14 protein-coding genes are annotated in these 21,144 nt (G+C 66.9%); 7 read left to right on the top strand and 7 right to left on the bottom strand.

The genetic code is table 11. The features are described from left to right. Positions 1-62: 62 nt before the first annotated feature. The gene (clpA, locus tag GLA29479_RS08130) at positions 63-2,345 is read right to left on the bottom strand and encodes an ATP-dependent Clp protease ATP-binding subunit ClpA (protein WP_057918107.1); all 2,283 of its coding nucleotides are present in this window, start codon (positions 2,343-2,345) and stop codon (positions 63-65) included. An 89-nt stretch (positions 2,346-2,434) separates the two neighbouring features. After that, positions 2,435-2,755, bottom strand: coding sequence for an ATP-dependent Clp protease adapter ClpS (gene clpS, locus GLA29479_RS08125; protein ID WP_031372291.1), 321 nt, complete (start codon positions 2,753-2,755; stop codon positions 2,435-2,437). Between the two features lie 156 nt (positions 2,756-2,911). On the opposite strand from clpS, the gene GLA29479_RS08120 reads away from it, so the two are divergent. From GLA29479_RS08120 to hflD, 4 genes are read left to right on the top strand one after another with little or no spacing between them, the layout of a single operon-like run. Then, positions 2,912-3,454 carry a type III secretion system chaperone family protein gene (locus GLA29479_RS08120; protein ID WP_082638400.1) on the top strand — a complete coding sequence of 181 codons (543 nt, stop codon included), beginning with the start codon at positions 2,912-2,914 and terminating at the stop codon, positions 3,452-3,454. Position 3,455: 1 nt separating this feature from the next. Continuing rightward, a complete protein-coding gene (locus tag GLA29479_RS08115; protein ID WP_057918108.1) occupies positions 3,456-3,950 on the top strand; it encodes an NUDIX hydrolase in 495 nt (164 codons plus the stop codon). Positions 3,951-3,955: 5 nt separating this feature from the next. Further along, entirely contained in the window at positions 3,956-5,086 is a 1,131-nt protein-coding gene (mnmA, locus tag GLA29479_RS08110; RefSeq protein ID WP_057918109.1) for a tRNA 2-thiouridine(34) synthase MnmA, read from the top strand. Then, entirely contained in the window at positions 5,086-5,694 is a 609-nt protein-coding gene (hflD, locus tag GLA29479_RS08105; protein ID WP_031372287.1) for a high frequency lysogenization protein HflD, read from the top strand. Before mnmA ends, hflD begins: the two co-directional genes overlap by 1 nt. A 618-nt stretch (positions 5,695-6,312) precedes the next feature. Here hflD and acnB read toward each other — a convergent pair. Beyond that, complete coding sequence (gene acnB, locus GLA29479_RS08100; protein WP_057971294.1) at positions 6,313-8,901, bottom strand: bifunctional aconitate hydratase 2/2-methylisocitrate dehydratase; 2,589 nt, start codon at positions 8,899-8,901, stop codon at positions 6,313-6,315. A 411-nt stretch (positions 8,902-9,312) separates the two neighbouring features. On the opposite strand from acnB, the gene acnA reads away from it, so the two are divergent. Continuing rightward, positions 9,313-12,108: an aconitate hydratase AcnA gene (gene acnA, locus GLA29479_RS08095; RefSeq protein ID WP_057971293.1), complete on the top strand. Its 2,796-nt coding sequence runs from the start codon at positions 9,313-9,315 to the stop codon at positions 12,106-12,108. Between the two features lie 141 nt (positions 12,109-12,249). On the opposite strand, the gene GLA29479_RS23585 is transcribed toward acnA, so the two are convergent. Next, positions 12,250-12,660, bottom strand: coding sequence for a nuclear transport factor 2 family protein (locus GLA29479_RS23585; protein ID WP_144436411.1), 411 nt, complete (start codon positions 12,658-12,660; stop codon positions 12,250-12,252). Between the two features lie 342 nt (positions 12,661-13,002). Between GLA29479_RS23585 and GLA29479_RS08085 the strand changes: the two genes are divergently transcribed. Then, positions 13,003-14,676: a long-chain fatty acid--CoA ligase gene (locus GLA29479_RS08085; protein WP_057971292.1), complete on the top strand. Its 1,674-nt coding sequence runs from the start codon at positions 13,003-13,005 to the stop codon at positions 14,674-14,676. Positions 14,677-14,919: 243 nt separating this feature from the next. Further along, a complete protein-coding gene (locus tag GLA29479_RS08080) occupies positions 14,920-15,831 on the top strand; it encodes a crotonase/enoyl-CoA hydratase family protein (RefSeq protein ID WP_057918113.1) in 912 nt (303 codons plus the stop codon). Between the two features lie 48 nt (positions 15,832-15,879). Here the strand turns inward: GLA29479_RS08080 and GLA29479_RS08075 are convergent, their stop codons facing one another. The 3 genes from GLA29479_RS08075 to lysS all read right to left on the bottom strand — a co-directional run bounded on the left by GLA29479_RS08075 (position 15,880) and on the right by lysS (position 20,911). Continuing rightward, positions 15,880-18,048 (bottom strand): response regulator, encoded by a 2,169-nt coding sequence (locus GLA29479_RS08075; protein WP_057971291.1) that lies wholly within the window; start codon positions 18,046-18,048, stop codon positions 15,880-15,882. Positions 18,049-18,051: 3 nt separating this feature from the next. Further along, the gene (locus tag GLA29479_RS08070) at positions 18,052-19,173 is read right to left on the bottom strand and encodes an HD domain-containing phosphohydrolase (RefSeq protein ID WP_425599977.1); all 1,122 of its coding nucleotides are present in this window, start codon (positions 19,171-19,173) and stop codon (positions 18,052-18,054) included. A 220-nt stretch (positions 19,174-19,393) separates the two neighbouring features. Continuing rightward, a complete protein-coding gene (gene lysS, locus GLA29479_RS08065; protein ID WP_057918115.1) occupies positions 19,394-20,911 on the bottom strand; it encodes a lysine--tRNA ligase in 1,518 nt (505 codons plus the stop codon). Positions 20,912-21,144 lie beyond the last annotated feature (233 nt).

Here is a 21,144-nt window from a genome sequence, read left to right as displayed (position 1 = left end):
TCGGGCGGAAACGAGAAGGCGGCCCGCAGGCCGCCTTTTTCGTTACCTCGTCGCTGAGACGATCAGACCGTGACCGGCAACAAGCGCTCCGGCTCGGCGTGCGCATCGACGATCAGCTCGTCGTCGCGCACGTCGATGGTGACCCGGCCGCCGCCGACCAATTTGCCGAACAACAGTTCGTCGGCGAGCGGACGCTTGATCTTGTCCTGGATCACACGCGCCATCGGACGCGCGCCCATCTGCGGGTCGAAACCGTGCTGGGCCAGCCAGTCGCGTGCGGTCGGCGTCGCGGTCAAGGTCACGTTCTTCTCGTGCAGTTGCGCCTCCAGCTCGATCAGGAACTTGTCGACCACGCGCAGGATGTGATCGAAGCCCAGCGCCTGGAACTGCACCACCGCGTCGAGGCGGTTGCGGAATTCCGGGCTGAAGCCCTTGCGGATCACTTCCATCGCATCGGTCGAGTGGTCCTGCTTGGTAAAGCCGATCGAGCGCCGCGAGGCCTGGGCCGCGCCGGCGTTGGTCGTCATCACCAGCACCACGTTCTTGAAGTTGGCCTCGCGACCGTTGGTGTCGGTCAGGGTGCCGCGGTCCATGACCTGCAACAGGATGTTGAAGATGTCCGGATGCGCTTTTTCGACCTCATCGAGCAGCAACACGCAGTGCGGGGTCTTGACGATCTTCTCGGTCAGCAGGCCGCCCTGGTCGAAACCGACGTAGCCCGGAGGCGCGCCGATCAGGCGGCTGACCGAATGCGGCTCCATGTACTCGGACATGTCGAAGCGGACCAGCTCGATGCCGAGCTGCAACGCGAGCTGCTTGGTGACCTCGGTCTTGCCGACGCCGGTCGGGCCGGCGAACAGGAAGTTGCCGATCGGCTTGTCCGGGTTGCCCAGCCCCGAGCGCGCCAGCTTGATCGCCGAGGCCAGGGTCTCGATCGCCGCGTCCTGGCCGAAGATGACCATCTTGAGGTTGCGCTCGAGGTTGCGCAGCACGTCCTTGTCGCTGGCCGAGACCTGCTTGGTCGGGATGCGCGCCATCTTGGCCACGATCATCTCGATCTCTTCGATGTCGATCAGCTGCTTGCGCACGCTCTCCGGCAGCAGCCTCTGGCGCGCACCGGCCTCGTCGATCACGTCGATGGCCTTGTCCGGCAACAGACGGTCGCCGATGTGCTTGACCGACAGGTCGACCGCGGCCTGCAAGGCTTCGTCGGCGTAGGTCACGCCGTGGTGCGATTCGTACTTGGGCTTGAGGCCCTGCAGGATCTCGTAGGTCTCGCCGACGGTCGGCTCGACGATGTCGATCTTCTGGAAGCGCCGCGCCAACGCGCGGTCCTTCTCGAAGATGCCGCGGTATTCCTGGAACGTGGTCGAACCGATGCAGCGCAGCTCGCCCGAGGACAGGGCCGGTTTGATCAGGTTGCTGGCGTCCATGGTGCCGCCGCTGGCCGAACCCGCGCCGATGATGGTGTGGATCTCATCGACGAACAGGATCGCCTCGGGCTGCTTCTTGAGCTGGGCCAGCACCGCCTTGAGGCGCTTCTCGAAGTCGCCGCGGTACTTGGTGCCGGCGACCAGGGCGCCGAGGTCGAGGGCGAAGATGGTGGCGTTGCGCAGCACTTCCGGCACGTCGCCGTCGACGATGCGCTTGGCCAGGCCTTCGGCGATCGCGGTCTTGCCGACGCCGGCCTCGCCGACGTAGAGCGGATTGTTCTTGCGCCGGCGGCACAGTACCTGGATGGTGCGTTCGACCTCGTCGCCGCGGCCGACCAGCGGGTCGATCTTGCCCTCGCGGGCCAGTTGGTTGAGGTTGCTGGCGAACTCGGCCAGGGCGTCGGACTTGCCTTCGCTCTCCGGGCCTTCGGCCGGCTTGGATTCGCTTTCCTCGTGATGGCCGTGGCTATCTTCGGCGTTGTGCTTGACGATGCCGTGCGACAGGTAATTGACCACGTCGAGGCGGGCCACGTCCTGCTGATTGAGGAAGTAGACCGCGTGCGAATCCTTCTCGCCGAAGATGGCGACCAGCACGTTGGCGCCGGTGACCTCCTTTTTGCCGGAAGACTGCACGTGATAGACAGCGCGCTGTAGCACACGCTGGAAACCCAAAGTGGGCTGGGTATCGCGGTCGACGTCGTCGGGCAGCACCTGGACCGAGGTCGCGATGGCCTGTTCGAGGTCGCTGCGCAGACGCGCGAAGTCGGCGTTGGTCGCCTTGAGGACGGCCTCGGCGGACGGGTTGTCGAGTAGTGCGAGCAGCAGGTGTTCGACCGTCATGTACTCGTGGCGCGCCTCGCGGGCGCGCTTGTAGCACTGGCCGATGCTGTATTCGAGATCCTTGCTGAACATGGGGCGGAGCCTCCAGAACGTATGCACGCTACGTGGGGGCGCTCGCCGGCTTTTCCATGCCCCGCCCCAGCGGGTGCGACAACTACCTTTTAGGCCTTTTCCATCGTGCACAGCAAGGGGTGTTGGTGAAGTCTTGAAAATTCGTTCACCTGCGCAACCTTGGACTCGGCGACCTCGCGTGTGAAGACGCCGCATACGCCGCGGCCGCGGGTATGGACGTGGAGCATGATCTGGGTGGCTTTTTCGACGTTCATCGGGAAAAACCGCATCAGGACCTCGACCACGAAGTCCATCGGGGTGTAGTCGTCGTTTAGCAGGAGTACGGAATACAGCGGCGGCCGCGCGACTTCGGGCTTGCCGGTTTCCACCAATACGCCATGACTGTGTTCTTGTTCGGTCTGTTTTGCCATTGCGCGATTATAAACCCCTGCCCTGTCCCGCCGTGGATGCGGCCGCCGTGCGACATGGACGCATGCCCGGCCGCATTGCAAAATGCCGCAGCGCCGCCATCTTGGTCGGAGCCGCCGGTCAAGGTTGCGCCGGCGCCGCGAAATTCAAGGACCCTCATGCGTCTGCCCCGTTACCTGCCTGCCCTGCTGTTCTCGCTGCTGCCCGTCCTGGCGACGGCCGCGCCGACGACGAAGGCGGACGCCGCCTCGCTCAAGAGCGCCCCGGCCAAGGCCGAGCCGGCCCCGGCCAAGACCGCCGACCCGCGCATCGGCAAGCAACTCGATGCCCTGGGCTACAAGTACGAGGTCGACAAGGACGGCGACTACACCCTGACCTTCGGCCTCGACGAGGACCGCAGCCAGATGGCCTACGTCATCTCGCACACCGAGCGCTACGGCAAGCTGCAGGTCCGCGAGGTCTGGTCGCCGGGCTATCGCACCTCGGACAAGGACTTCCCGGCCGAGGTCGCCAACCGCCTGCTCGAGGACAGCCAGCTCAGCAAGATGGGCGGTTGGGTCAAACAGGACTCGGTGGCCGTGTTCGTGGTCAAACTGGACGCCGACGCGAGCCAGGAAGACCTCGACGATGCGATCGACTATGTGGTCCGCGCGGCCGACGAGATGGAATCGCAACTCACCCCCGGCCAGGACGAATTCTGACGTGAGCTACCGCGAAGGCCGATTCTGGCAACCCGATGTGACCGTCGCCACCATCGTGGTCGACGGCGGCCGCCTGCTGATGGTCGAGGAATCGGTCGGCGGGCGCCTGGTGATCAACCAGCCGGCCGGGCATCTGGAGCCGGACGAGAGCCTGATCGACGCGGCCCTGCGCGAGACCCGCGAGGAGACCGGCTGGGACGTGCGCCTGACCGCCTTCGTCGGCGCCTACCAGTGGAAGGCGCCGCTGCAGGAGGACGGCGCCGGCGGCCGCCACTACCTGCGCTTCGCCTTCGCCGCCGAACCGGTCCGCCACGACCCGAGCCGGCGCCTCGACGAAGGCATCGTCCAGGCCCTGTGGATGAGCCCGGCCGAGCTGCAGGCGCGCTCGCCCGAGCACCGCAGCCCGCTGGTCTGGCGGGTGGTCGCCGACTATCTCGGTGGGCGCCGCCATTCGCTGGATCTGCTGCAGCAAATGGTCTCGCCCGACCCGGTCTGATCCTCATGGCCGTATCGGTACGCACCATCGTGGGCATGTCGGGCGGGGTCGATTCCTCGGTCGCCGCGCTGCGCCTGCGCGACGCCGGCGAGTCGATCGCCGGCCTCTTCATGCAGAACTGGGCCGACGACGGCAGCGGCGACTGCCGCGCCGAGGACGACCGCCGCGACGCGGTCGCGGTGTCCGGTCGGCTCGGCCTGCCGATCCATTTCCGCGATTTCTCCGGCGAGTACTGGGCCGGGGTGTTCGAGCACTTCCTCGCCGAATACGCCGCCGGCCGCACCCCGAACCCGGACGTGCTGTGCAACCGCGAGATCAAGTTCAAGCATTTCCTCGACGCCGCCCGCGAACTCGGCGCGGAGTTCATCGCGACCGGCCATTACGCCCGCGTCGATAAGGCCGGGGCCGAGTTCCGCCTGCTGCGGGCGCTCGACCGCAGCAAGGACCAGAGCTACTTCCTCCACCAGCTCGGCCAGGCGCAGCTGTCGGCGACGCGTTTCCCGCTCGGCGACCTGCTCAAGCGCGACGTGCGCGAGATGGCGCGCGCGGCCCAGTTGCCGACCGCCGCCAAGAAGGATTCGACCGGCATCTGCTTCATCGGCGAACGCGATTTCCGCGAGTTCCTGGCGCGCTACCTGCCGGCGCGCGAAGGCGAGATCCGCACCCCGGCCGGCCAGGTCGTCGGCCGCCATCCGGGCGTGTTCTATTTCACCCTCGGCCAGCGCGAGGGCCTCAATATCGGCGGCGTGCGCGGCTTCGAGCCGGCGCCGTGGTATGTGGTCGGCAAGGACGTCGCGAGCAACGTGCTGTACGTCGACCAGGGCAGCGACAGCCCCTGGCTGCATTCGCAGACCCTGTGGTCGGAAGCCGCCCATTGGATCGCCGGCCAGCCGCCGGCCGCCCGCTTCGTCTGCAGCGCCCAGACCCGTTACCGCCAACCCGACCAGGACTGCGAAGTCTCGGTGCGCGAGGACGGCAGCGTGGAAGTCCGTTTCGCCCAATCCCAGCGCGCGGTCACGCCCGGCCAGTCGCTGGTGCTGTACGACGGCGAGGTCTGCCTGGGTGGCGCGGTGATCGCCGCCACCGACGCGCCCGATTGCGCCGCCCCCCTGCCCCCCAAGGAACCCACTACGTAATGGCCGACCTCTCCGAACGCGTACTCGCACTCGCCGGCCTGGCCCAGGCCTTGGGCCAGGTGCGGCGCATCGCCGACACCGGCCAGGCCAACGCCTCCGTGCTCGACACCGCCCTGGACTCGGTGTTCCGCATCGACGCCTCGACCCCGGCGGCCGTCTACGGCGGCTTGGCGAACCTGCGACCGGGCCTGGTGCTGCTGCAGGACTATTTCGTCAACCGCGCCAACGACGAGCACCTGCCGCGCCTGGCCCTGGCCGTGCTGCAACTGGAGCGCCGCTTCGTCCGCGACGCCGCCATGACCGAGAAGGTCCTGCGCGGCATCCACGGCCAGGCCACCGCCGCCGGCCGCCTCGGCAGCAGCCACCCCGATGTGATCGCCGCCCTCGGCAGCCTGTACGCCGAGACCTTGAGCCACCTGCGCCCGCGGGTGCTGGTCCAAGGCAACCCGCATTACCTGGGCCAACCCGGCGTGGTCGCCGAAGTCCGCGCCGCCTTGCTGGCCGCGGTGCGCTCGGCGGTGCTATGGCGCCAGCTCGGCGGCAGCTATTGGGATTTCCTGCTGCGCCGCCGCGCCATGGTCGATGCGATCGAGGCGCGTTTGGGCTGAGGGCGGGTCTCCTGCGGCGGAACCTTCCCGGCAGGAGCCGCGTAAGCCGCGACCTCGTTCCGGTTGCCGTGTCGTGCGTGTGGTGATGCCGCTTCGCCTATCGCGGCTTGCGCCGCTCCTACCCTTTGGTGGCGCGGTGCCGTTGTGGCGGAACTTCCCATGTAGGAGCGGCGCGAGCCGCGACCTCGTTCCGGTTGCCGTGTCGTGCGTGTGGTGATGCCGCTTCGCCTATCGCGGCTTGCGCCGCTCCTACCCTTTGGTGGCGCGGTGCCGTTGTGGCGGAACTTCCCATGTAGGAGCGGCGCGAGCCGCGACCTCGTTCCGGTTGCCGCGTTCTGCGGGTAGCTGACGTCGCTTCGCCTGTCGCGGCTTGCGCCGCTCCTACCCTTTGGTCACGCGGCTTCGTTGGGGCGGAACCTCCCGGGTAGGAGCGGCGCGAGCCGCGACCGCGTTCCGTTTGCCGCGTTCTGCGGGTGAGTGGCGTCGCTTCGTCTGTCGCGGCTTGCGCCGCTCCTGCATAGGCGGATACGCGGCATGCGGGTCGGATAGCGCTAACCGCACCCAATAAAAAACCCCGGCCGAGGCCGGGGTTTTTCGTCGTGCGTTACCGCTTGGCGATCAGGCCGCGACCACCGTGTCGGCGACCGTCTTGTAGTCTTCGATCTGATCGAAGTTCATGTAGCGGTAGATCTTGTCGCCGTCGGCCTTAAGCACGCCGACGTCCGCCATGTACTCCTCGCGGGTCGGGATGCGGCCCAGGCGCGAACAGATCGCCGCGAGCTCCGCCGAACCCAGGTAGACGTTAGTGTTGCGGCCAAGACGGTTCGGGAAGTTGCGGGTGCTGGTCGAGAACACGGTCGCGCCTTCGCGGGCCTGCGCCTGGTTGCCCATGCACAGCGAGCAGCCCGGCATTTCCATGCGCGCGCCGGCGGTGCCGAAGGTGCCGTAATGGCCTTCCTTGGTCAGCTCGGACGCGTCCATCTTGGTCGGCGGCGCGACCCACAGGCGGGTCGGGATGTCGCGCTTGCCTTCGAGCAGCTTCGCGGCAGCCCGGAAATGACCAATATTCGTCATGCACGAACCGATGAAGACTTCGTCGATGACCGCGCCGGCGACGTCCGACAGGGTCTTGACGTCGTCGGGATCGTTCGGGCACGCCACGATCGGCTCGACGATCTGGTTCAGATCGATCTCGATCACCGCGGCGTAGTCGGCATCGGCATCGCCTTCCAGCAACTGCGGACTGGCCAGCCAGCCTTCCATCGCCTTGATGCGGCGGGCGAGCGAACGCGGATCGGCGTAGCCCTCGGCGATCATCCACTTCAACAGCGTGATGTTGCTGGTGAGGTATTCGATGATCGGTTCCTTGTCGAGCTTGACCGTGCAGCCGGCGGCCGAACGTTCGGCCGACGCGTCGGACAGCTCGAACGCCTGCTCGACCTTCAGCTGCGGCAGGCCTTCGATCTCGAGGATGCGGCCGGAGAAGATGTTCTTCTTGCCCTGCTTGGCGACGGTCAGCAAGCCGGACTTGATCGCGGCCAGCGGAATCGCGTTGACCAGGTCGCGCAGGGTCACGCCGGGCTGCATTTCGCCTTTGAAGCGCACCAGTACCGATTCGGGCATGTCCAGCGGCATGACGCCGGTGGCCGCGGCGAACGCGACCAGGCCGGAGCCGGCCGGGAACGAGATGCCGACCGGGAAGCGGGTGTGCGAGTCGCCGCCGGTGCCGACGGTGTCGGGCATCAGCATGCGGTTGAGCCAGCTGTGGATCACGCCGTCGCCCGGGCGCAGCGAGATGCCGCCGCGGTTGGAGATGAACTCCGGCAGGGTGTGGTGGGTCTTGACGTCGACCGGCTTCGGATAGGCCGCGGTGTGGCAGAACGACTGCATCACCAGGTCGGCCGAGAAGCCGAGGCAGGCCAGGTCCTTGAGCTCGTCGCGGGTCATCGGGCCGGTGGTGTCCTGCGAACCCACCGAGGTCATCTTCGGCTCGCAATAGGTGCCCGGACGCACGCCCTCGCCTTCCGGCAGGCCGCAGGCGCGGCCGACCATCTTCTGCGCCAGCGAATAGCCCTTGCCGGTGTCGGCCGGGTTCTGCGGCAGGCGGAACAGGGTCGACGCGGGCAGGCCCAGCGCTTCGCGCGCCTTGGCGGTGAGGCCGCGGCCGACGATCAGCGGGATGCGGCCGCCGGCGCGCACTTCGTCGAGCAGCACGTCGGACTTGAGCGCGAATTCGGCGATGACCTGGCCGTCCTTGATGGCCTTGCCGTCATAGGGACGCAGTTCGACCACGTCGCCCATGTTCATCTGCGACACGTCGAGTTCGATCGGCAGCGCGCCGGCGTCTTCCATGGTGTTGTAGAAGATCGGCGCGATCTTCGAACCCAGGCACACGCCGCCGAAGCGCTTGTTCGGGATGAAGGGGATGTCTTCACCGGTGAACCACAGCACCGAGTTGGTCGCCGACTTGCGGCTCGAACCGGTACCGACGACGTCGCCGACGTAGGCGACCAGATGGCCTTTGTCCTTCAGCGATTCGATGAAGGCGATCGGGCCGCGCTTGCCGTCTTCTTCCGGCACGATGCCGTCGCGGGCGTTCTTGAGCATCGCCAGGGCGTGCATCGGGATGTCCGGGCGCGTGGTCGCGTCGGGCGCCGGCGACAGGTCGTCGGTGTTGGTCTCGCCGGTCACCTTGAACACGGTGATGGTCAGGCTTTCCGGCACTTCCGGACGGCTGGTGAACCATTCCGCGTCGGCCCAGCTCTGCAGCACCGACTTGGCGTTGGCGTTGCCGGCCTCGGCCTTGTCCTGGACGTCGTGGAAGGCGTCGAACATCAGCAGGGTCTTCTTCAACGCTTCGGCGGCGATGGTGCCGACCTGGGCGTCGTCGAGCAGCTCGACCAGCGGGTGGATGTTGTAGCCGCCGAGCATGGTGCCGAGCAGTTCGGTCGCGCGTTCGCGGCTGATCAGCACGTTCTTCTCGGTGCCGAAGGCGACCGCGGCGAGATACGAGGCCTTGACCTTGGCAGCGTCGTCGACGCCGGCCGGCACGCGCTGGGTGATCAGATCGAGCAGGAACTCCTCCTCGCCCGCCGGCGGCGCTTTCAGCAACTCGATGACCTCGGCGGTCTGCTGGGCGGTCAGGGGCAGCGGCGGAATGCCCAGCGCGGCGCGCTCGGCAACGTGTTGGCGATAGCTGGAGAGCATGGAGATTCCCGTCGGAGTGAAGCGGTAAAGACGTGGCACTGGCTGCGTGGGTCCGCCGCCGCGACCGGCGCGATCGGATTCAACGTGGCGAGATGCTGGTGGCGAGTTGCTGGGAGGCAAGGCCGCGGGCGCCCGCGAAGGGCACGGCCTCGACCGCGTATTTTGCCTTCAAAGGGCTTTCGCGGCAACGCGGCGGGTGTGCCGGCCCCCCGCCGCGCAAGGCTTTGCGCGATCCATCCATACGCTTGGGGTGGAACGCTGTAGCGCGCTTGCGACCATGGTCTGCACGCTTCCTGAACCCGATAAAGCGATAATCGGCGCCATCGCCAGCCACCGCGCCCATCCTCCAGGCGCGCCAGCCTCCGTGCCGCCCCGGCGGCACGCCAGCCGTACCAAAGGAGCTCCACCGACATGCCCGACTCCTATTCGACCCGCCGCAAACTTTCCGTCAACGGCCGCGACTACACCTACTTCAGCCTGCCGGCCCTGGGCGAGCGCTACGACATCAGCCGCCTGCCCTACTCGATGAAGATCCTGCTGGAGAACCTGCTGCGCCACGAAGACGGCGGCGCCACGGTCGGCAAGGACCACATCGAGGCCGTCGCGCAGTGGGACGCCACCCGCGAGCCCGACACCGAGATCGCCTTCATGCCGGCGCGCGTGGTCCTGCAGGACTTCACCGGCGTGCCCTGCGTGGTCGACCTGGCGGCGATGCGCGACGCGGTCGGCCGGCTCGGCGGCAACGCCCGCCAGATCAACCCGCTGATCCCCTCCGAACTGGTCATCGACCACTCGGTCCAGGTCGACGTGTTCGGCAGCCCCGAGGCGCTGGACCTGAACGGCAAGATCGAGTTCCAGCGCAACATGGAGCGCTACAGCTTCCTGCGCTGGGGCCAGAAGTCGTTCGAGAACTTCAAGGTGGTGCCGCCGAACACCGGCATCGTCCACCAGGTCAACCTGGAGAACCTGGCCCGCGTGGTCATGGGCCGCGAGGTCCAGGGCCTGGACGGCGCCAGCGAGCTGCAGGCCTTCCCCGACACCGTGTTCGGCACCGACAGCCACACCACGATGATCAACGGCATCGGCGTGCTCGGCTGGGGCGTCGGCGGCATCGAAGCCGAGGCGGCGATGCTCGGCCAGCCCTCCTCGATGCTGATTCCGCAGGTGGTCGGCTTCAAGCTGACCGGCCAGTTGCCCGAAGGCGCGACCGCGACCGACCTGGTCCTGACCGTGACCCAGATGCTGCGCAAGCACGGCGTGGTAGGCAAGTTCGTCGAATTCTTCGGCGACGGCCTGCAGCACCTGCCGCTGGCCGACCGCGCGACCATCGCCAACATGGCGCCCGAGTACGGCGCGACCTGCGGCATCTTCCCGATCGACGCCGAAGCGGTGACCTATCTGCGCCTGTCCGGACGCTCGGAAGAGCAGATCGCCCTGGTCGAAGCCTATGCCAAGGCCCAGGGCCTGTGGCACGAACCCGGCCAGCCGCATGCGACCTACTCGGCCACGCTCGAACTCGATCTCGGCGAAGTGCGCCCGTCGATGGCCGGCCCGAAGCGGCCGCAGGACCGCGTCCTGCTCGAAAACGTGCACACCAATTTCAGCGAGAACCTCGGGCCGCTCATCGCCAACCGCAAACCCAAGGTCGGCTGCGCCGTCGACGAGCTCAAGAGCGAAGGCGGCGCCCAGCCGCAGGCCGATCACCTCGCCGCCAAGCCGGTGTCGAAGATCCGCATCCACGACCAGGACGCCGACCTGTGCGACGGCTCGGTGGTGATCGCCGCGATCACCTCCTGCACCAACACCTCCAACCCGGCGGTCATGCTCGGCGCCGGCCTGCTCGCGCGCAACGCCGCGCGCCTGGGCCTGAAGTCCAAGCCCTGGGTCAAGACCTCGCTCGGCCCGGGCTCGCTGGTGGTCACCGATTACCTGCGCAAGGCCGGCGTGCTCGCCGACCTGGAAAAACTCGGCTTCTACGTGGTCGGCTACGGCTGCACGACCTGCATCGGCAACTCCGGCCCGCTGCCGGACGAAGTCTCCAAGGGCATCGCCGAGAACGAACTGGTGGTGGCCTCGGTGCTCTCGGGCAACCGCAACTTCGAAGGCCGCGTGCATCCGGAAGTGAAGGCCAACTACCTGGCCTCGCCGCCGCTGGTCGTGGCTTATGCGATCGCCGGCACGGTCAACATCGACCTGACCAAGGAACCGATCGGCAAGGGCGCCGACGGCCAGGACGTGTACCTGCGCGACATCTGGCCGAGCAACAAGGAAATCGGCGACATGATCGCCGCCACCGTCGGCCCGGAACTGTTCGCGCAGAACTACGCCGACGTGTTCAAGGGCGACACCCGCTGGAACCAGATCGCCTCGCCCGACGGCGAGTCCTTCCAGTGGGAAGAAAGCTCGACCTACATCAAGAACCCGCCTTACTTCGACGGCATGACCATGCAGGTCGGCAGCATCGACGACGTCCGCGGCGCGCGCGTGATGGGCCTGTTCGGCGACTCGATCACCACCGACCACATCTCGCCCGCCGGCAACATCAAGAAAGACTCGCCCGCCGGCCGTTTCCTGATCTCGCGCGGCGTGCAGCCGGCCGACTTCAACAGCTATGGCTCGCGCCGCGGCAACGACGACGTGATGGTACGCGGCACCTTCGCCAACATCCGCATCAAGAACCTGATGTTCGGCGGCGAAGAAGGCGGCAACACCCTGTACTTCGGCAAGGACGGCGGCGCAGGCCAGCCGTCACAGGGCGAGAAGCTGGCGATCTACGACGCGGCGATGAAGTACAAGGCCGACGGCGTGCCGTTGGTGGTGTTCGCCGGCAAGGAATACGGCACCGGTTCCTCGCGCGACTGGGCCGCCAAGGGCACCAACCTGCTCGGGGTGAAGGCGGTCGTGGCCGAGAGCTTCGAGCGCATCCACCGCTCCAACCTGGTCGGCATGGGCGTGCTGCCGCTGCAGTTCAAGGACGGCGAAAACGCGCAGAGCCACGGCCTGGACGGTTCGGAAGTGATCGACGTGATCGGTCTCGACGACGGCGCGGCCAAGACCGCCACCCTCGTCGCCAAGAAAGCCGACGGCAGCCACAAGACGATCGAGGTCAAGGTGCTGCTGCTGACGCCGAAGGAAGTCGAATACTTTCGCCACGGCGGCATCCTGCATTACGTCCTGCGCCAACTCGCTGCGCGCAAGGCGGCTTGATCGGCGCCGGCAAGAACGAAGAACCTGCGGCCTCACGGCCACCGCCACACCTGCGAGAGCGGCTTCGGCCGCTCTCGTCGTATCCGGGGTCCTGCTTGCGCTTTCCGGGGCATCGCCCCGGCGCCGCGGAACGCTCTCGGACTACAGCTTCGCGCTCCAGCGCGCCGAGGTCATGCGCCAGTCGCCGTCTTCCTCGCGCCAGCCGGTCTCCACTTCGTACAGCCGAGCCGCCTCGGGCAGGGGCCGGCCGGAACCGCCGGTCAATGCCGCGGTGAAACGTACGGTCGCGTGGTCGGGCTGCATGGCGATATCGAGCGGGCCGACCGTCACGCCCAGTTGCCGGTAGCGCAGGAAACTGCCGACCGCGAGCCGGCGCGCGCCTTCGCGGTCCAGTCCCTCGGGGCCGACGAAATCGGCCGCCAGCCACTCCTGCAGGGCCGGCGCGTCGCGTTGCTCGACCGCGGCCTGGAATTGCGTCACCGAATCGCGCAGGCGCTGCTCGGGCGGGTCGCGGCCGCAGGCCGTCGACAACAGCGCCAGGACCGCCGCCAAGACGAACCGGCGCCATGGCGGCCCAAGGCCCGATTCTTGTCGCACGGCGATCCCATTGTCGCGACTGTTCGCACTATTCACCGGAAGCCTCCCTTTACCGCCGTCCCCTTGCCGCGGTCCCTGCGCCGCCGGCGGCGGCGACCGCTTCGCACGACCGTTCGCGCGCCCCCTCGGAGCGCCATCCTGACAGGTCCGCTACGCCTCGGACAATGTCCGCACCGCCCTTCGCGGCATCGCCTTGCCAGTCAGTAGAGCCTATGCTCCAATCGAGAAAATACCGTACGGCAGCGCACACAGCGGGCCGGCGGCCAGAATCGACGAGCGATTAGAGAGGGGATCGCGATGAGTTTCGAACGACCGTGGCTTGCTCAGTATCCTGAAGGCGTGCCGGCACAGATCGACGTGGACGAGTTTCCGTCCATCGTGTCGGTGCTGGAAAACGCCATCGAAAATTATCGCGACCGTCCCGCCTTCTCCAATTTCGGCAAGGTACTGACCTACGGCGACATCGACCGGCTCAGCGCGCAGTTCGCCGCGTATCTGCTCGGCGAGCTCAAGCTCAAGAAGGGCGATCGCGTCGCGATCATGATGCCTAACTGCCTGCAGTATCCGATCGCGACCTTCGGCGTGTTGCGCGCCGGCCTGACCGTGGTCAACACCAATCCGATGTACACCGCGCGCGAGCTCAAGCATCAGCTCGACGACTCCGGCGCGGCGGTGATCTTCGTGCTCGACAACTTCGGCAAGACCGTGCAGGACGTGGTCGGCCAAACCCAGGTCAAGCAGGTCATCAGCACCGGCCTGGGCGACATGATCGGCGGGCTCAAGGGCCCGGTGATGAACTTCGTGCTGAAGTACGTCAAGAAGATGGTGCCGGACTACGACATCCCCGGCGCGGTGCGTTTCCGCGACACCCTTACCCTCGGGCAGATGCACAAGCTGCCGCAGATCGAGATCTCGCCGGACGACATCGCCTTCCTGCAGTACACCGGCGGCACCACCGGCGTGGCCAAGGGCGCGATGCTGACCCATCGCAACCTGGTCGCCAACATGCAGCAGGCCGCGGCCTGGGTCGGCGCCAACGCCAAGCCCGGCCACGAGATCATCATCACCGCGCTGCCGCTATACCACATCTTCGCGTTGACGGCGAACGGACTGGTCTTCATGAAGTTCGGCGGCCTCAACCACATGATCACCAATCCGCGCGACATGCCGGCCTTCGTCAAGGAACTGAAGAAAACGCCGTTCACCGCGATCACCGGCGTCAACACCTTGTTCAACGGCCTGCTCAACACGCCGGGTTTCGACGAAGTCGATTTCTCGCATCTGCACCTGACCCTCGGCGGCGGCATGGCCGTGCAGCGCGCGGTCGCCGATCGCTGGAAGCAAGTTACCGGCATCACCCTGGTCGAAGCCTACGGCCTCACCGAGACCTCGCCGGCGGCCTGCATCAATCCGATGGACCTGGCCGAGTACAACGGCTCGATCGGCCTGCCGATCTCCTCGACGGACGCCTGCATCAAGGACGAGAACAACCATAAGCTCGGCATGGGCGAAGTCGGCGAGCTGTGCATCAAGGGCCCGCAGGTCATGAAGGGCTATTGGCAACGTCCGGAGGAAACCGCCAACGTCATCGACGACGAGGGCTGGCTGCACACCGGCGACATGGCGCGCATGGACGAGCAGGGTTTCTTCTACATCGTCGACCGCAAGAAGGACATGATCCTGGTGTCGGGCTTCAACGTGTATCCGAACGAGATCGAGGACGTGATCGCGATGATGCCGGGCGTGCTCGAAGTGGCCGCGGTCGGCGTGCCCGACGACAAGTCCGGCGAAGCGGTCAAGGTGGTGATCGTCAAGAAGGACCAGGCGCTGACCGCCGAAGACGTCAAGGCGCATGCCCGGATCAACCTGACCGGCTACAAGCATCCCAAGTTCGTCGAGTTCCGCACCGAGCTGCCCAAGACCAACGTCGGCAAGATCCTGCGCCGGGAACTGCGCGACGCGCCCAAGTAAGCTCCGCGGCACGAGCCGGCCCCCCCTGGCGCCGACCCCGAAAGGCCCCTCCCCGAGGGGCCTTTTTCGTGTCCGTCCGGAGCCGGCCCGAGCCCGCAATCGGGCCGGGGTTCAGCCCCGGTTTTGTGCCGGAAATGAATGCGCCAGGACGAAGACCGAACCTTGTCTGAACGATGCCTGGGCGAGGTGTAGCATCGAAACGCGGGTATCCCGGCCCGCCACCCGTCCTCTAGGAGTTCCGCCATGTCCATGTCCGCCCGTCTGCCAATCGCGAACGTCCCCGCCCTCTTCCGCCATGTCGCCGACCCGGCCAGCGGTACCGACTGGGGCTATATGCACGCCCAGCCCGCCAATCACGTCCATGGACAGGACGCGCCCTACTCGCCTTGCTTCTCCGAGCACTTGCTCCACGACATGAAGCGCGCGCAGGAACGCATTCGCCGCGAACTGGCTTCCGATTGCGATCCGCGCGCCGGCATCCGCCATTTCGTGCTCGCCTCCGACGCCGACGTGTTCAACCTGGGCGGCGACCTGGCGCTGTTCTCGCGCATGATCCGCAGCGGCAATCGCGAGCGTCTGCTCGAGTACGCATGCCTGTGCATCGAAGTCGCCTTCAATCTTTATCAGCTGCACGAAGACCGGGTCCACAGCATCGCGGTGATCCAGGGCGATGCGCTCGGCGGCGGCTTCGAGGCCGCGCTGTGCTGCCACACCATCATCGCCGAGGCCGGCACCGGCATGGGCTTCCCGGAGGTGCTGTTCGACCTGTTCCCGGGCATGGGCGCCTACACCTTCCTGACCCGCCGGGTCACCCCGGTCCAGGCCGAACGCATGATGCTCAACGCCCGCGTCTATCCGGTCGAAGAACTGCTGCGCATGGGCGTGGTCGACCAGGTCGTGCCGCGCGGCTACGGCTTGCAGGCGGCGTCCGAGCTGATCAAGCGCAACCAGCGCATGGGCAATGCCCTGCGGGCGATGAACACGGTCCGCCAGGCCTGCCGTCCGGTCAGTCTGGACGAGTTGCTGTCGGTGACCACCGAATGGGTCGATGCGGCGATGCGCCTCAACGATCGCGGGCTCAAGACCATGGAACGCCTGGTGCGTGCGCAGCAGCGCCGGGCCGGCGCGACCGCGCCGGCGCTGGCGCTGGCCTGATGTCTTGCAGGGGGGGGCCTGCCACGCGCCTCGCGTGGCAGGATGCTGTCAAGAAACGTCGGGGACGTCCTTGCCGCGGTTGCCGCGACTGAGGCGCGCCACTTCCTGACGGCTGACGTCGGCTACCGCCGACAATTGCGTAGCGAGGTCCACGACCAGTTTCGGACATTCGCGAACGAGTACGTCGTCGCTTGCGCGCATGACCTGCGAGCAGCGCTCCGCAATCGAGTGCGCGCCGAGATTTTCCGACACGCCCTTATAGGCGTGTGCGATCTCGCGCAACTCGTCCCAACGCGCCACCGCCGCCGCGGCCTCCAGGTCGGTCTGGCAGGACTGCGCGTCTTTCAAACACTGCTCGACGAAATCGCGCAGGAACTGATCGCCCAAACCCATTTCGGCCAGTTCGGCCAACACCGCCGGGTTGGTCAACGGACGGCTGACGTCGCTGATCGCGCGCACCGCCGGCATGCGCTGCGAATCGACCACGTCGGCGATGGTTTCGAGCAGGCGCCCGACCACGATCGGCTTGGTCAAGAACGCCATCGCTCCGGCTTCGCTGGCCGCTTCGGAGGCCTGCAGGGTCGCATCGGCGCTGAGGATGATGGTCGGCGTGCGGCGGCCGTTGCCGGCCTGCATGAAACGCAGCTGCCGGATCACGTCCAGGCCGCTGAGGCCGGGCATGTGCATGTCGAGCACGGCCAGATCGAACTGGCCGAGTTCGAGCTGGTCCAGGGCCTGTTCGCCGTCGTTGGCGGCCTGCACGCGGTGACCGGCGCGCTCCAGGATGCGGGTCAGCACGGTGCGGTTGGCCGACTGGTCGTCGGCGATCAGCACCCGCAGGCTGCGCACCCGGGTCTTGTGGCGCAGGAACGGGTCCTCGAACGAGATGACCTTGCCGCTGCCTTCCTGCTGCGCATCGGGCTGGGTCAGGGCGGCCTCTTCCAGGCGCAGCGGCAGCTCGACCCAGAAATGACTGCCGCCGCCGGGGTTGGCTTCCAGGCCGATCTCGCCGCCGAGCAGTTGGGTCAGGGTCTTGGCGATCGTGGTGCCCAGGCCGGTGCCGCCGAAACGGCGGGTCGGGCCGTTGTCGACCTGCTCGAAGGCCTGGAAGATGCGATCGACGTCCTCGCTCGGCACGCCGATGCCGGTGTCGCGTACCGAGAAGCGCAAGCGCACCTGGCGCTCGACCCCGGGCGTGCCGGGACCGGTGGCGCCGCCGACCAGCCGAGTGACCAGCGACACCCCGCCCTTCTCGGTGAACTTGATCGCGTTGTGCAGCAGGTTCAACAGCACCTGGGTCAGCAGCGCGCTGTCGCCGTTGAGGCGCACCGGGACGTCCTGCTCGACATCGACCTTGAGCGTCAGCCCCTTCGCCGCGGCCAGCGGTTGCAGCATCTTCTGCAGCCGCTTCATCACTTCCTGCAGGTTGAAATCGATGTCGCGGCGCTGCAGCTTGCCGGCCTCGATCGCCGAAATGTCGAGCACGTCGTTGACCAACAACAGCAGCGACTGCGCCGAGGCGTGAATGACGTCGGCGTACTCGCGCTGGTCCGGCGCCAGGCGCGTGCCGTGCATCAGCTCGGCCATGCCGATGATGCCGTTGAGCGGCGTGCGCAGCTCGTGGCTCATATTGGCCAGGAACCGGCTCTTGGCCTCGTTGGCGCGGCGGGCGTCCTCGGTTGCCTTCTGCAGGTTGCGCAGCAACGAGGACAGGTAGGCCGGGATCGCCACCAGGCCCAGCCACAGGCCGGCCGACAGATAGGGCTGGCCGCGCCAATAGTCGTTCTTGAGGATCACCGCCAGGAACGAGGCGCCGGCCAGGGACGCGGCGGTGTACAGGTAGGTGGTGCCGTAGCGCAGGCCGTTGCCGATGGTCACCCACAGCACGATCACGTACAGCGGCGCCAGCGCGGGCGCGTCCAGCGACATCAGCATCGCCAGGGTCGAATAGTCGGCGATCATGCCGATCCAGCGGCGCAGGTGCGAGGCTCCGGGCTGGCGCACGATCGCCGCCATCAGGCCCAGGCCGACCAGGGACTCGGCCGACATCACCCACAGCATGGTCTGGGTGGCCACGCTGGCCCGGTCGAAGGCCTGCAGGCCCAGCAGATAAGCGACGATCAGGCAGGCGATGACCAGCCGCACCAGAGCCTGCCCGTGCTCGCTGTCCGGGCGGTTCGAAAGGCGCTCCTTGACCACGCTCAGGATGGAAGCCATCGGCTACTCCAAGCCGGGACGGGGGAAGCTGGCCGAATAACGATCGCAGATTTCGTCGAGCCGGGCCCGGCTGCGGATCAGGGCGTCCACGCAACGTGGATCGAATAAACGACCGCGCTGAGCGTACATATACCCCAATGCCTCCTCCACGTCCCAGGCTTTTTTATAGGGACGTGGCGAAATCAGGGCGTCGAACACGTCTGCGACCGCCACGATCCGGGCTTCCAGGGGAATATCGTCCCCGACCAGCCCGTCCGGGTAGCCGCTGCCATCGTAGCGCTCGTGGTGGCGCAAGGCGATCAGGGCCCCGGCCTGGATGAACCGGTTCTGGCTGCCGCTGAGCAGTTCGTAGCCGATCTTGGGGTGGCGGCGCATGACCGCCGTCTCCTCCTCGGTCAGCGGGCCGGGCTTCATCAGAACCGCGTCGGGGATGGCGATCTTGCCGATATCGTGCAGCGGCGCCGCCATCTCGATGACCCGGATCTCGTCCTCGAACATGCCCAGTTGCTCGGCGATCAGGCCGGCGATGTGCGACATCCGCTCCAGGTAGGCGCTGGTACCGGCATCGCGGTACTCGATGGCCCGGGCCAGCCGCGACAAGGTCTCGCGCTCGCGCTCCTCGACCTCGTGCATGCTCGACAGCAGCCGCTGTTCCAGCGACAAAGCCCGCTGTTTGACGTTCTCGGACTGCTGGCGCAGCTGCAGCAGGTTGCGGCAACGCGCGCGCAGCTCGCGCGGGCGTACCGGCTTGACCAGGAAATCGATCACCCCGGCTTCGAGCGCGGCCTGGCGCACCGGTTCGTCGCCGACCACCGTTACCAGGATGATCGGGATGTCCCGGTGCATCGGCAGGCGGCGGAAACGCCGCGCGAACTCCAGCCCGTCGATGCCCGGCATGCGGTAGTCGAGCAGCAACAGGTCGGGCTGGTGCGTTTCGCACCACGCCAGCGCCGCCTCGGGCTCACCGAAATCGTGCACCGACAACTCGGACGCGATGTCCTCGATGATGTGGCGCAGCATGGTGCGCGCGGACGTTTGGTCATCGACGATAACGACGTTCACACCGGCTTCCGTAATGGGGTCACCCCCTGTGGTGACCGATCTGGGAGCATACCCCGCCAGGATGCCTGTGACAGCCGCCGAAGGTCCCTAGACGATCCGGGTTCGCCCGCTATCGCCCGGACTCAGTATGCGAATGAGCGCTGTACGTCACGGTTCAACGCGCGCCGACTGAAGAAACGGCCAACCCGCGTTGGCCGTCCATTGTGCTTGCCTGCGTTTGATCCGGCCGCCGCGACCTCACACCGCGCTAACACGGCCAGCGCGCAGCCGCCCCGGGACGGCCTCAGAGGCCGGTTTCGGGGCGCATATAGGGGAACAGCAGCACATCTCGGATCGACGAGGAGCCGGTCAGCATCATCACCAGGCGGTCGATACCGATGCCCAGACCGCCGGTCGGCGGCAGGCCGACTTCGAGCGCACGGATGTAGTCGGCGTCGTAATGCATGGCCTCGTCGTCGCCGCCCTCCTTCTGGTCGACCTGGGCCTGGAAACGCGCGGCCTGGTCTTCCGGGTCGTTGAGCTCGGAGAAACCGTTGGCCAGTTCCTTGCCGCCGATGAACAACTCGAAGCGATCGGTGAGTTCCGGATCGAGGTCGTTGGCGCGCGCGAGCGGGCTCACCTCGACCGGGTGATCGGTGATGAAGGTCGGCTGGATCAAAGTGTGCTCGACGGTCTTCTCGAAGATCTCCAGCAGCAGCTTGCCCCAGCCGTAGCCCGGCTTGACCGCGACCTTGAGGCGCGCGCCGTGGGCGCGCATGGCGTCGAGGTCGCGCAGTTCTTCGCGCTTGATCTCGGGGTTGTGTTCGAGCACCGCATCGATCATCGACCAGCGACGGAACTTCGGCCCGAGGTCGATCGGGTTGCCGTCCCATTCGACCTGGGTGGTGTTGAGGACGTCGGTCGCGGCGTGACGGATCACCGCCTCGGTCAGGTCCATGATCTCGGTGTAGGTGGCATAGGCCTCGTACAACTCGAGCATGGTGAACTCGGGGTTGTGCCGGGTCGACACGCCCTCGTTGCGGAAGTTGCGGTTGATCTCGTAGACGCGCTCGAGGCCGCCGACGACCAGGCGCTTGAGGTACAGCTCCGGGGCGACGCGCAGATACAACTGCAGGTCGAGCGCGTTGTGATGGGTGGTGAACGGCTTGGCCGCGGCGCCGCCGGGGATGTAATGCATCATCGGCGTTTCCACTTCGAGGAAGCGCCGCGTATCCAGCCAGGCGCGCATCGAGCGGATGATCTTGGAGCGCTTGACGAACACGTCGCGCGCGTCGGGCGACACGATCAGGTCGACATAACGCTGGCGGTAGCGCTGCTCGACGTCGGCCAGGCCGTGGAACTTGTCCGGCAAGGGACGCAGCGCCTTGGTCAGCAGGCGCAGGGTCTCGGCCTTGACCGACAGCTCGCCGGTCTTGGTGCGGGTGATCGGGCCTTCCGCGGCGACGATGTCGCCGACGTCCCAGCCCTTGAACTTGTCGTAGGTCTCGCCGAGCGCGTTGGCCTGCAAGAACAGCTGGATGCGCCCGGACTCGTCCTGGATCTGGACGAAGCTGGCCTTGCCCATCACCCGCTTGAGCAGGATGCGGCCGGCGATCGCGACCCGGCGCGCCTCGCTGTCCAGCGCTTCCTGGGTCCAATGCTCGGCATCGATGTACTGCGCCTGCAGATCGCCGACGAAATCGCCGCGGCGGAAGTCGTTCGGGAAGGCGATGCCCTCGCCGCGCATGGCCGTGAGTTTGGCGCGACGCTCCGCGATCAGATGGTTCTCGTCGATGGGCGGCAGGCTGGTGTCGTCGGTCATGGTCTGGGTTTCAGGTAGGGCTTGGGAAAGCTTGAGGGATGCAGATTACTGAAGTCGCGGCGCGGGTGCTTGGGTGGCGGTCGGCGGCAGGCGTGGAGACGGCGCTGATGGATGCGGATGGATGCGGATGGATGCGGACGGATGCGAACGGATGCGAACGGTCTTGGGGGGGCGATCTTGGCGGGCGAGAAAGGATGCGGTCGGTGCGTGTGCGGGCAACGCATTCCCGCTTC

This window comes from Lysobacter antibioticus (assembly GCF_001442535.1).
Classification (GTDB): domain Bacteria; phylum Pseudomonadota; class Gammaproteobacteria; order Xanthomonadales; family Xanthomonadaceae; genus Lysobacter; species Lysobacter antibioticus.
Note: the sequence above shows the minus strand (reverse complement) of the source record. Positions and strands in the feature narration are given on the sequence as shown.

Coding starts and splice junctions, on each gene's coding strand:
- acnA (WP_057971293.1), top strand. CDS start 9,313: ATGCCCGACTCCTATTCGACCCGCCGCAAACTTTCCGTCAACGGCCGC.
- GLA29479_RS08120 (WP_082638400.1), top strand. CDS start 2,912: ATGCGTCTGCCCCGTTACCTGCCTGCCCTGCTGTTCTCGCTGCTGCCC.
- GLA29479_RS08080 (WP_057918113.1), top strand. CDS start 14,920: ATGTCCATGTCCGCCCGTCTGCCAATCGCGAACGTCCCCGCCCTCTTC.
- acnB (WP_057971294.1), bottom strand. CDS start 8,901: ATGCTCTCCAGCTATCGCCAACACGTTGCCGAGCGCGCCGCGCTGGGC.
- GLA29479_RS08085 (WP_057971292.1), top strand. CDS start 13,003: ATGAGTTTCGAACGACCGTGGCTTGCTCAGTATCCTGAAGGCGTGCCG.
- clpA (WP_057918107.1), bottom strand. CDS start 2,345: ATGTTCAGCAAGGATCTCGAATACAGCATCGGCCAGTGCTACAAGCGC.
- mnmA (WP_057918109.1), top strand. CDS start 3,956: ATGGCCGTATCGGTACGCACCATCGTGGGCATGTCGGGCGGGGTCGAT.
- lysS (WP_057918115.1), bottom strand. CDS start 20,911: ATGACCGACGACACCAGCCTGCCGCCCATCGACGAGAACCATCTGATC.
- hflD (WP_031372287.1), top strand. CDS start 5,086: ATGGCCGACCTCTCCGAACGCGTACTCGCACTCGCCGGCCTGGCCCAG.
- clpS (WP_031372291.1), bottom strand. CDS start 2,755: ATGGCAAAACAGACCGAACAAGAACACAGTCATGGCGTATTGGTGGAA.
- GLA29479_RS08075 (WP_057971291.1), bottom strand. CDS start 18,048: ATGGCTTCCATCCTGAGCGTGGTCAAGGAGCGCCTTTCGAACCGCCCG.